General features: G+C 61.3%; 7 protein-coding genes and 1 pseudogene. 6 read left to right on the top strand and 2 right to left on the bottom strand.

What is annotated here, in order from left to right; genetic code table 11:
• Window positions 1–61: 61 nt before the first annotated feature.
• Window positions 62–829, bottom strand: coding sequence for a Crp/Fnr family transcriptional regulator (locus XH90_RS26520; protein WP_194477244.1), 768 nt, complete (start codon window positions 827–829; stop codon window positions 62–64).
• 134 nt (window positions 830–963) lie between these two features.
• On the opposite strand from XH90_RS26520, the pseudogene XH90_RS39885 reads away from it, so the two are divergent.
• The 5 genes and pseudogenes from XH90_RS39885 to XH90_RS26500 form a co-directional block, all read left to right on the top strand.
• A pseudogene (locus XH90_RS39885) lies at window positions 964–1,125 on the top strand (hypothetical protein); the annotation flags it as partial.
• Window positions 1,126–1,151: 26 nt separating this feature from the next.
• Window positions 1,152–1,919, top strand: a complete 768-nt coding sequence (locus XH90_RS26515; RefSeq protein WP_194477243.1) for a response regulator transcription factor — start codon at window positions 1,152–1,154, stop codon at window positions 1,917–1,919.
• 485 nt (window positions 1,920–2,404) lie between these two features.
• Complete coding sequence (locus XH90_RS26510; protein WP_194477242.1) at window positions 2,405–4,192, top strand: ATP-binding protein; 1,788 nt, start codon at window positions 2,405–2,407, stop codon at window positions 4,190–4,192.
• Window positions 4,189–5,547, top strand: coding sequence for a sigma-54 dependent transcriptional regulator (locus tag XH90_RS26505; protein ID WP_194477241.1), 1,359 nt, complete (start codon window positions 4,189–4,191; stop codon window positions 5,545–5,547). Before XH90_RS26510 ends, XH90_RS26505 begins: the two co-directional genes overlap by 4 nt.
• Window positions 5,548–5,842: 295 nt before the next feature.
• A complete protein-coding gene (locus XH90_RS26500) occupies window positions 5,843–7,156 on the top strand; it encodes an MFS transporter (RefSeq protein ID WP_194482821.1) in 1,314 nt (437 codons plus the stop codon).
• A gap of 34 nt (window positions 7,157–7,190) precedes the next feature.
• Here the strand turns inward: XH90_RS26500 and XH90_RS26495 are convergent, their stop codons facing one another.
• Entirely contained in the window at window positions 7,191–7,517 is a 327-nt protein-coding gene (locus tag XH90_RS26495; RefSeq protein ID WP_194477240.1) for a hypothetical protein, read from the bottom strand.
• Between the two features lie 756 nt (window positions 7,518–8,273).
• Here XH90_RS26495 and XH90_RS26490 point away from each other — a divergent pair.
• Window positions 8,274–12,212 (top strand): hypothetical protein, encoded by a 3,939-nt coding sequence (locus XH90_RS26490; protein ID WP_194477239.1) that lies wholly within the window; start codon window positions 8,274–8,276, stop codon window positions 12,210–12,212.
• The last annotated feature ends 80 nt before the right edge of the window (window positions 12,213–12,292 follow it).

Here is a 12,292-nt window from a genome sequence, read left to right as displayed (position 1 = left end):
AACCTCGGCTTTCGGACCACCGGCTTGCTGTCGAGACCTGGGTTGCGTAGCACGACGAGCGTCAGTTCTTGGGGCGTTCATGATTGACAGGGTCAGAGTTGAAATGAAGGTAGCGATCATCGAACCCGGCGATGGGCCTGAGCGCAGAGGGGTCTGGCAACATCACCAAACCGCCCTCCCTTTGGATATATTTTTTGGCCTTGAGCGATTTTAGAATGCGGTTGACGTGAACGGTAGAAAGGCCGGTTGCGTCGGCCATCTCGGCTTGCGTCAAAGGCAAGGCAACCTCGTTGAAGTCGAGCCCTTGTGCCTGGAGCCGCAAGGATAGTTCGCACAACAAGTGTGCAATTCTTGTTTGCGCATCTCGACGGCCCACGTTGACCGTCCATTCACGGAAAATCGAGCTGTCGACCAACAGGGCGCGAGTTACGGCTGTTGAGATCGCGGGAGAGTCATCCATCAACTCGCGTAGATGCTCCTGATCGATATAGGCCAACGTCGAGTGGCGAGCTGCTTGCAGGCTATCGTCTGCGACCGGAAAATACAGGTGGTCGAAGTCGATCGGATCTCCCGGCACGTAAAGCGACAGAATCTGTCTCTGTCCCTCCGCCGTCACTCTGAAGCGATGAACAAACCCCGAAATCAGGACGGCGCACTCCGTTGTCCGGTCGCCTTCTCTAACCAGGTAAGAATTGACCCGCTGCTCCATTACCCTGTGCGGCAATTCTCTGATAGCGTGCGCATCCCGTTCCGATAACGCTGAATGCAAGCGCAATCGTTTCACAAGTTTGTCGAGGGAAGGGTCCTCGGCCGGCGTTCTGAGGCTCATGAGCGTCGTTTAACAGGAGGCGAACTCTCTATTGTTGCCATGCGTTTGGTCGTGCAATGTATATCAAGGATTAATTCCCATAGGCGGGTGCCCTTGCTTCAGGTGGGAGTAAGCTCAATGGCCGGCTTTTTTTCGACCTCAGGGATCATGCCGAGAGGCTGATCGACCCCGAAGGCAGAATCCTTGCCGATCTAGAGGCAATTCAAAGGGCGGCGCCGAGAGGCGGTGCGCACTTTCTTGACATAGATCAGCATTGCTCACTATCCTTGGTATTACCTATGTTGGTTTTTAGCTGATTATATTGCGAAGCATGTCTCAGGCCATGCCGACAATTCTCATCGTTGACGACGACCCAGAAGTCCGGAGAGTGCTTTGTCAGGCTCTGGCAGAGGATCATTTTACCGTTCTGGATGCGTCTGACAAAGCGCGCGCGCTGCATCACGTTCGCCATAACCACGTCGATCTCATCACGCTCGATTTGCGTCTCGGCAACGAGAACGGGCTCGAGTTTGCGCGAGAAATGCGTGCGCTGCACAATACCCCGGTCGTCATCATCACGGGCCTGGACGGATCGCCGGACCGCATTGCCGGCCTCGAGTACGGGGCCGACGACTACATCACCAAGCCGTTCCATGTTCGCGAGGTTCTCTTGCGGATCCGCAATGTCCTGAAGCGGTACGATCATCGGTTGGTGGAGCGGAAGAGCACCGCAGGTCACAGCCATTACGAATTTGACCATTGCGTGATCGACACCGAGGCGCGCGAACTACGGCGAGCCAACGGGGACGTGGTTGCCCTCACCGATTTTGAGTATCGATTGCTGCTGCTTCTCGTTCAGAACGCAGCGCGCGTTCTCTCGCGCGAGGAGATCTGCCGGGCTTTGATGGGCCACGAGTGGTCGCCACTGGACCGGACCGTCGATGGCCATATCGCGCGACTAAGGCGGAAGCTCGAGCGGTCCGTTGATGAGCCGCGTTTGGTCAAGAGTGTCCGAGGCGTGGGCTACGTGTTTGCAAGCAGAGTTTTGCACTATTCACAAAGCCACGAGCAGCAGCACGAAACACAACAGGTGGCGAACCGTCGCGTATGAGATTTCGCGCGCAGCCGCGGGGCGTGCGGTAGCGCTTGGTACGGCGCTGCCGTGCAACCTCGCCAAATCGCCTAAAGCGAACGCTCATTTCGGCGAATTGCTCGAGTGGGTCAGCGTGACCTCACATCGAAGCGTGCGAGATGTCCAACCACCGAATCCCCGTGAAAAAATGGCGACAGAGGCGGTCAATCGCGAGCAAAGCTCATGGTTCTTGGCTGATCTTTTGATCTGCTGCCTACGTTCGGGACGCAGGGGGCGCAGGTTCGAATTCTGCCCCTGACCGTTCTTACAAAAGGCGAAGCTTTCCAGAGGCTTGGCGGGTCGGCCGCCAGCGCCTGGGGCCCCCTTTGCAACGATTTCGAGCCACGGCCACTTTGGCACGTCAGCGGGCACGGCTTCCCAAGGCTGCCTTGACGCACTGCGATCGCAGCGGCGCGGGTCTTGCGATGTGCTACCTAGCGATATCGTCTCGATCCGGAGCCTCGATGCAACCTCCTCGTCCAGTCCCGCTGCGACACGCGCTGATCGCAGTATCTGCCCTTGCGGCGATCGCGGCGGCGGGTTGGCTGGCCTACGTGCTGGCGCTCGATGCCGCCTTTGCACGCATGCAGCGGGAGGCCAATGACCGGCTTGCGCTGATCGCCAGCACCTTCGATGCGACCGTTGCGCGCTATCGCTATCTGCCGGCGGTGCTGTCGCTCGCCGATCCCATTCGCGAGCTCTACCGCGATCCACGGGATGCCGCGGCGATCGCCGCTGCCAATCGCTATCTCAAATCCCTCAACCAGGGTGCGCGATCCGCGGAGCTGTATGTGCTCGACAGCGCCGGCCTCGCGCTGGCGGCGAGCAACTACGATCAGCCCTCGAGTTTCGTCGGGCACGTCTATGCGTTCCGCGCCTACTTCGCCGACGCCATGCGGTCCGGCGAGGGCCATTATTACGCCGTTGGTGCCACGACCGGACAGCCCGGCTATTTCCTGTCGCATCGGATCACGGAGGGCGGCAAGACCCTCGGCGTCGCCGTGGTCAAGATCGATCTCAGCGCGCTCGAGGCCGACTGGGCGCGTGCCGGCGATCTCGTGGCGATGGAGGATGAGAATGGCGTGATCTTTCTCGCCAGCCGCGCGGATTGGAAATATCGGCCGCTGGTGCCGGTTCCCGCCGAGCGCCTCGCGGAGCTGAATGCCGTGCAGCAATTCGGTCAGGCCATCGACGCTTCGCCGGTCTTCGTGCCCACGGGCGACCGTCAACGCATGCAGGTCGGTCACGCGCGCGGCCGCGGCAATACCGCGCTCGGGGAGTACGCGCTTCAGATCCATCCGCGCGACCAGGGCTGGAAGCTGCTGCTGTTCTCTGACGTCGTGGAGGCACGACGCAACGCGGCAACTGTCGCGATCGCCGGTGTGTCCGCTCTCGTCGCATTGCTGCTGGTGGTGCTGGTGGCCTATCAGCGGCGTCAGGTCATAAGGACCAAGCTCGAGGCGCACGACGTTCTCGAACGTCGGGTGGCCGAGCGTACGGAAGAGCTGCGCCGGACCCTCGAGAGCCTCGTGCAGAGCGCCAAGCTCGCCAGCCTCGGCCAGGCGCTTGCCGGTGTCGCGCACGAGATCAACCAGCCGCTGGCGGCGCTGATCACCTACGTCGCGAGCAGCCGCGTCCTGCTCCGCCGCAACGAGGTCGATCGCGCGGCTGAAAACCTCGACCTGATGTCGTCGATTGCCGAGCGCATGATGGCGCTGATCGACCACTTGCGCATGTTTGCGCGCAAGGAAACCGGAACACGCAGCGCCGTCGCGCTCGCGCCCGTCATCGACAACGCGGTCCGCCTGCTGCAATATCGTATCGACCACGAGCATATCGAGGTGGTGCGTGTCGCGCCCGCCGAGTCGCTTTACAGCTTCGCCAATCCGATCCGGCTCGAGCAGGTCGTGGTCAATCTGTTGTCGAATGCGATCGATGCGATGCGCGAGTCGGAGCGGCACCTGCTTACGGTTGCGCTCGGCAGGGATGGCGCCAGCGCAGCGATCGAGATCACCGACACCGGCGCCGGCATCGCGGCCGAGCACGTCAAGTCGCTGTTCGATCCGTTCTTTACCACCAAGGAGATCGGCGAGGGGCTTGGCCTCGGGCTCTCGATCTCGTACGGAATCGTCAGGGAGTTCGGGGGAGACATCTTGGTGGACAGCGCACCGGGCAGGGGCACGACTTTCAAGGTCGTCATTCCGCTGATGGACGTCGCACCGGCCGCGCAACGACGGGAATTGCAGGCATGAGCGGCTCCGTGCTCGTCGTCGACGACGAGGAGATCGTCCGTCATTCGGTGCGGCAATGGCTGGAGCTCGGCGGCTTCACGGTCCGCACCGCCGCCGGCGCCAATGAAGCCATGCGCCTCGTGAAAGACATCCCGCCCGATGCGGTGCTGACGGATTTTCGCATGCCGCAGCGATCGGGGCTCGACTTGATGCGCGACGTTCACCGTGCCGATCCCGACATTCCCGTGGTGCTCCTGACCGCGCATGGCGACGTGCCGCTCGCGGTGGCCGCGATGCGCGAAGGTGCCTACGATTTCTTGCAGAAGCCTCACGATCCCGAGCTGCTCTCGGCCGTCATGGCGCGCGCGGTCGAGCGGCGGCAGCTGAAATTGCAGCTCCGCCAGCTCTCGGATCGTCTCGCCGCGCCCGGCGCGATCGATGCGCGCCTGATCGGCCTGTCGCGGACGATGGAAGCGGTGCGCGCCAGCGTGCTCGAACTCGCCGGTCACGATCGCGACGTCATCATCACCGGCGAGACCGGCACCGGCAAGGAGGTGGTGGCGCGGGCCCTGCACGATTTCGGACCGCGCGCGAAGGCGCCGTTCGTCGCGGTGAACTGCGCCGCGATTCCAGCCGAGCTGTTCGAAAGCGAATTGTTCGGCCACGAGGCCGGGGCCTTCACCGGCGCGCGTGCCGCGCGCATCGGCAAATTCGAGCACGCCAGCGGCGGCACGCTGTTGCTCGACGAGATCGAGAGCATGCCGTTGCCGTTTCAGGCCAAGATCCTGCGCGCCCTCCAGGAGCGCACGATCGAACGGGTCGGCTCCAACAAGCTGTTGCCCGTCGATGTTCGCGTCGTGGCGGCGGCCAAGGGCGATCTTGCGGCCGAGAGCCGCCACGGCCGCTTCCGCTCCGATCTCTATTTCCGCCTTGCTGCGGCCGAGATCCACCTGCCGGCGCTGCGCGAGCGCGGCAACGACGCCTTGCTGCTGTTCGAGCATTTTGCCGCAGCCGCCGCCAAGGGCGCTGGCCGCGCGATGTCGCCGCTGCGGGCGGACGATCTCGATGTGCTGCTCGCTTACGACTGGCCGGGCAATGTACGCGAGCTGAAGAACGTGGCCGAACGCCATGCGCTGGGACTCGCTGCGACCGGTCGCAGCGTTGCCGAGATACTTCGGCGCGGCGAGCCGGGCGCGCCGCAGCGGACGCTCGCCGATCGCGTCGCGGCCTATGAACGCACGCTGATCGAAGCCGCCTTGCGTGAGCACGATTGGTCGATTGCGGCTGTCACCGAGGAGCTCGGCGTGCCGCGTCGGACGCTGAACGAGAAGATGGCGAAATACGCGCTGGCCCGGCCTGGCCGCAAGGAGCCCTGAGCCGGCAAGGCTATCGGCGGAAATCCGCCGATGGCGGCCGCCGCATCGGCGGATTCCCGCCGACGATCTGGCTCGTCTCGGGCGTCCTTCTCGAGAATCCGCGCAATTCTTCGCAAATCGCCGCGTTTCCGCGCGCCCGTCACGTCTGGCACGGCCGTTGCTGAAGTAGCGCTGAAACCATCCGGTTTCCGGGACGGCATCAACTCGCGGTCGAACAAGCGAGCGGATCGTCTCGTCAAAGCACAACAAATCCCCGGAGGACGTCATGAGTTCACAGGAAGCCTCAATTCAGACCATGGGCGAGCCCGTCACGGAGACGCGCGCGACGACCGCCGACATGAAGCGCCGGCTGCGGGCGATCTTCGTCGGCTCGGTCGGCAATCTCGTCGAGTGGTACGACTTCTACGCTTATGCGGCGTTCTCGCTCTATTTCGCCAAGGCGTTTTTCCCTGAAGGCGACGAGGTGGTGCAACAGCTCAATGCGGCACTGCTGTTCGCAGCCGGCTTTCTGGTGCGCCCGGTCGGCGGCTGGCTGTTCGGCCATCTCGCCGACCGCCATGGCCGGCGCAATGCGCTGACGTTGTCCGTCGTGATGATGTGTTTCGGCTCGCTGATCATCGCGGTGACGCCGACTTATGCCTCGATCGGCCTCGCTGCCCCCGTAGTCCTAGGCCTTGCGCGAATCCTGCAAGGGCTCAGTCTCGGCGGCGAGTACGGCACCAGCGCCACCTATCTCAGCGAGGTCGCCGACGAGAAGAATCGCGGCTTCTACTCCAGCTTTCAGTACGTGACGCTGATCGGCGGACAACTCTGCGCCATCCTCGTGCTGCTCCTCCTCCAGAAGGTGTTTCTCTCGACCGACGAGATCCGCGCCTGGGGCTGGCGCGTGCCGTTCGCGTTCGGCGCCGTACTGGCGGTCGTCGCAGCCTTGATGCGGAGCAACCTTCACGAGACCGATGCCTTCAAGAACAGCCGGGCCGCGGTGAAGACGTCCAGCTCGATTCGTGCGCTGCTGAACTATCCGCGCGAGCTGATGTTGGTGGTGGGGCTGACCATGGGCGGCACGGCGGCGTTCTACACCTACACCACCTATATGCAGAAGTTTCTCCGTCTCTCGGTGAAGCTGACGGACGACCAGACCACGATGGTGACGGCGGGCAGTCTCGTCTTCGCGATGGTGTTGCAACCGATCTACGGCGCGATCTCCGACCGCATCGGGCGCAAATGGCTGCTGATCGGCTTTGGCGTATCAGGCACGCTGTTCACGATCCCCTTGCTGACGACGCTCCAGGCCTCTCACGACGCATTTTCGGCCTTCCTGCTGATCGCCGCCGCCTGGATGATCGTATCAGGCTACACCGCGATCAACGCGGTGGTGAAGGCCGAGTTGTTTCCGACCAGCGTACGCGCGACGGGAGTCGGGGTGCCCTATGCGCTGACCGTCTCGATCTTCGGCGGCACGGCCGAATCCATTGCATTGTGGTTCAAGTCCATCGGTCACGAAAGCTGGTTCTACTGGTACCTGACGGGCTGCATCGCGGTGTCGCTCCTGGTCTACCTGACCATGCGCGATACCAGGACGACGTCGGCGATGGACCGCCACGAATAGCAGGTCGGGCAGGCATGTCGGCGGTGGGGCAGCCTCACCGCCGCGTCACCAGCACACCCAGCAAAAACGCCACCATCAGCGACGGCAGCGGTGCCTCGCGCACCATGCCGCGAAGGATGTCGGACCAGTGCGGCTCGGGCACGAGCCCCGGCGATCCGATCTCGGTCGTCGGCGTGATGCCCCACTCCGATGCGAGTTCAGCGATCTCGCGCGAGGCGAGACGCACGCCGTCACGGACACGGAAGATCGCGGCGTCCGCGCGCTCGCGCGGGGCAAGCAGCATTACCGTCGCGATCGCGGTGCGCAGCGTCATCTCGCCGAAGCCTTGCAGCCTCACTGACTCCTCGGGCTCGGACATCATGCGAATGCTCCCTCACAGCGCGAAATGATGCGCGATGGTGAATGCCGCCGTCGCGCACAGGACCAGCGTGGAAACCGCGCCGGCCACGCCGCGCGCGAGATGGGCTCGCGTCAGGTGCCTGGTCATGATTTTGCTCCATGCTCTCCATGGAAATGGCGGGGCTTGACGTTGGTTCCCTGGTCGTCGTCGAATCATCCGCGACGAGCAGTGGATTGGTGTTCCGCGGGCTCCGTAGAAACCCGGTGACGTCGCCATCGCATCGGCACTGACAGGCAGCGATCGGCCGAGCGCTTCGCGATGTCGAAGTCTTTGAACCAGATTGCGAATGTCCGTCATGTCGGAAAGTCGACCTGACGCTCAGGGCTGGGCCGAGTTGGAACTGCTCATGATTTGATCAGCGAGGTGCGACTCGCATTTTTGTGGCCAGTTGCGGAGCATCGCTCCGAAGAATGACGCGGCCCGTCACGAGCGTGCAAAATGCGTGTGCATAGAAGACGGGCACTTCGGTCGATATGAATCGACGCGACCACCGTATCATCTCCGCAACAGTTCCCGCCGCCCTGTTTTCGTTCGACCTGCGTCTTGATGAGGACGACATCCTCAACGATGAGGGTGAGCGGCGAAGATATGGGGAAAGCCACACAATTTTAGCTTTCTTGAAGCGGGTTTTTTAGAACTGGCTGCCAGTCTGCGCGCAACGGCAAAGGGGACTTTCTACGCATGTCAAACGCGACTGTTACTACTGCATCGAGTTTCTTGAACTCCCTCGGTATCAACACCAACGCAGGCAGCTATGTCGACACCTATACCAACTCCAGCTTGATCATCAGCAGTCTGGATTATCTCGGCATCAGTCACGTTCGCGACTCTTTCAACGCATTCGGTCACGCAAGCCCTGTCGTCGACGCGCTTGCCAACGCGGGTATCTCTTTCGATTTTCGCGTCAGCTATGCTCTGCCTGGGGCGGGCAGCAGCGGACTGGCCAGCTACATCACTGCCCTTGCGGAGTTCAAGGCTGAGCACCCGGGCGCCGTCTTGTCCATCGAAGGCATCAATGAAGCCAATCTGAATTCCTTCTCCTATAACGGGATGACTTCGCTTGAGGGCGCGGCAGCGTTCCAGGAGGCCCTTTACGCCGCTGTGAAGGCCAACGCTGTTCTCAGCGACGTCACCGTCGTCAACTTCAGTATCGGAAACCAGACCGAGGCGATGAACGCTCAGGTTGGCGACATGAGCGCCTATTCGGATGCGGCGAATGCACACGTCTATGTGCAGACAGGGGCGCTTGCCGACGGTCAGGTCGAGCAAGACCTCGCTCTGGCGAAGGATATTTCGACGAACGATCCGGTCTTCGTCACGGAGACCGGTTATACGACGCTGTCGAGCACCAGCGGAATCGGCGTCAATGAAGACGCACAGGCGAAGCTTGTGCTCTCCAATCTGCTCCTGGCGTATGAAGACGGTTCGTCCGCCACCTATATATACGAATTGTTTGACTCGCCATCCTCGGCGTCTCGTGGCGACAAGGAAGCTCATTTCGGTCTTTTCAATGCTGACGGGACGCCGAAGGAAGCCGCTGTCGCGGTCCACAACCTGACGACCATTTTGAGCCACGGTGACAACGGCACCCCTTATACCGGCGCGGATCTGAGCTACACGCTGTCCAATGCGCCCAGCAACACGCATACGATGCTGATGAACAAGTCCGGCGCCGTCAGCGACCTCGTCGTCTGGGCCGATACGCTCAAATGGGACAATGCGACCCAGACGGAGATCGATACGCCGACGACGACCGTTACCGTTCAGTTCGGGCAGGTGGAAAGTGCCGTTTACGTCTATGACCCGCTGAAGGGTACGGCCCCGATTGCGGTGTATTACAACACGGGCTCGATCCAGATCGGGCTCAGCGACCACCCGTTGGTCATCGAGGTCGGCGCGACATCCGCTGTGGCCGAAGCCACGACGACAGTGAATTCCGATCTCACGATGACATCGGCCGACTTCGTCGCCCAGATGGACACTCTGGTGAATGCCACCGGACTGGACAAGGTGACGTTGAGCGACTCGCATGTTCTGGCCGTCTCGTCGCCCGAGACCATGCAATACGTCATTGCCCACTATGGCAACCTGCTGTCGAAGATCGATGGCGGCTATTCCTTCTCGATCACCTGGGGCGGCGCCGGCTGGACCGAAGAACAGGATTTTGATGCCAGCGGTACCCTGACCGAGACCACCGTTTGGGGTGTCAGCAGCAGCGGCGCCATTGTCTCGAAAAGCATTGCCCTGGCTGACGGACGGGTCGACTATTACCACTACGGCCTGACAGGCCAGTCTTACACGTCGGATCACACCGCGTACGATGCGAGCGGCAAGGTGACGCTGATCGAGCGTTTCCACGCTGATGGCAGCTATCAATACAAGGCTGCGTACAACGCCGACGGTTCCAAGGCCTACGACTACTACAGCAGCACCGGCGCGCTGAGCACCGAAGTCAGCGTGACGTCCACCAGCACGGTCACGACGACTTATGATACCGCGACCGGCGACAAGGCCCGGGTTTATACCAGCAATTCCGACGGCAGCGCCGACAACAAGCTCTATACGAACGGCGTGCTGATGAAGGACAGCGTCCTGAACAAGGACGGCTCGTCCGAGGTCTATGTCTACAATATCAGCGGGCAGTCCTATGCGTCGACGCACCAGGTGGCCGACGCGAGCGGTAAGGTGACGCTGATCGAGCGTTTCCACGCCGACGGCAGCTATCAGTACAAGGTGGTCTATAACGCGGACGGTTCCAAGGTCTACGACTACTATGCGAGCACGGGAGCTCACAGCTCCGACATATCGGTCACGTCGTCCGCCACAACGACGACGACCTATGACACGTCGACCGGCTACAAGCTCAACGTCTATACGGCCAATGTGGACGGCAGTGCGGACAACAAGGCGTACTCGAACGGCGTGCTGATGAAGGACAACGTTCTGAACAAGGACGGCTCGTCCGAGGTCTACGTCTACAATATCACCGGCCAGTCCTACACCTCGACGCATCAGGTGGCCGATGCAAGCGGTAAGGTGACGCTGATCGAGCGCTTCCATGCCGATGGCAGCTATCAGTACAAGGTGGTTTATAACGCGGACGGTTCCAAGGTCTACGACTACTACACGACCACAGGCGTTCACAGCTCCGACATATCGGTCACGTCGACCGCCACGACGACGACGACCTATGACGTCACGACTGGCGACAAGCTCAACGTTTATACGGCCAATGTGGACGGCAGCGCCGACAACAAGGCCTATGCGAACGGCGTGCTGATGAAAGACAACGTCCTGAACAAGGACGGTTCATCCGAGGTCTACGTCTACAACATCATCGGCCAGTCCTACACCTCGACGCACCAGGTGGGCGACGCGAGCGGCAAGGTGACGCTGGTCGAGCGCTTTCACGCTGACGGCAGCTATCAATACAAAGTGACCTATGGCGCCGACGGTTCCAAGGTCTACGACTACTACACGACCGCGGGGGCTCACAGCTCCGAAATATCAGTCACCTCGGCTGCTACCACGACGACGACCTACGACACGACGACCGGCGACAAGCTCAGCGTCTATACGGCCAACGTGGATGGCAGCGCCGACAACAAGACCTACGTGAACGACGTGCTGGTGAAGGACAACGTTCTTCACAAGGACGGCTCGTCCGAGGTCTACGCCTACAATATCACCGGCCAGTCCTATACCTCGACGCATCAAGCCAGCGACGCCAGTGGCAATGTCACGCTTGTCGAACGCTTCCACTCCGACGGCACTTACGACTACAAGGCGGCCTACAACCCGGATGGTTCGAAGCTTTACGACTATTACACCGGCGCCGGCAAATTGACCACGGAGGTCTCGGTCGCCTCGACGGGTACGACCACCTCGACCTACGACACGCTGTCAGGCAACAAGTTGACCGAATATACTGCAAACGAGGACGGTAGTGCGGAGAACAAGTCCTACACGAGCGGCGTGCTGACAAAGGACAGCATCCTTCACAAGGACGGCTCGACGGATGTCTATGCCTATCAGATCACCGGCCAGTCCTACACGTCGACGCACCAGACCAGCGACGCCGGCGGCAATGTCACGCTGGTCGAACGCTTCCACTCCGATGGGAGCTACGATTATCTCGAAAAACACAATTCGGACGGCAGCAAGGAGATTTCCAACTACTCCAGCGCGGGCGCGATCCTGAACCACACGCTCGTGAATGCTGACGGCTCCACTGCCGTGGACTATTACAGCCAGGTTGGAACCGGCGATATCCGCACCGACACGACGAACGCCAGCGGCAGTCTGACGATGCGCGAATATACCCACACCAGCGGGGCCCACGAAGTCTATGCCTATGCCGACAATCTGAAGCTTGCCGGCGGCACCGGCAACGATACGTTCTATTTCCGCTCCACCAACGGTGGCACCGTCACCTATCAGGGCGGCAATGATACGGTCTACAGCTTCAACAACGGCACGAGCACAGCCAGCACGGACAAGATCTCGGTCAGCTCGACGCTTGCTGCAAGCTTCAACGATCTGCACATGACGCAGCAGGGTTCCGATGTCCTGATCACGCTGGACAGCCACGATACGATCCTGATCAAGGCGTCCACGGTCGCGAGCCTTCACAGCGAATACTTCGTGTTCACGTAGTCAGGACCAGCGTGCAAACAGCGCCGGCCGCCCGCGCGAGATGATCTCGCGCGAGCGGCTGGTCGTGATTTTGCTCGATG

Origin of the sequence: Bradyrhizobium sp. CCBAU 53338 (assembly GCF_015291665.1) — a bacterium.
Taxonomy (GTDB): Bacteria; Pseudomonadota; Alphaproteobacteria; order Rhizobiales; family Xanthobacteraceae; genus Bradyrhizobium.
Note: the sequence above shows the minus strand (reverse complement) of the source record. Positions and strands in the feature narration are given on the sequence as shown.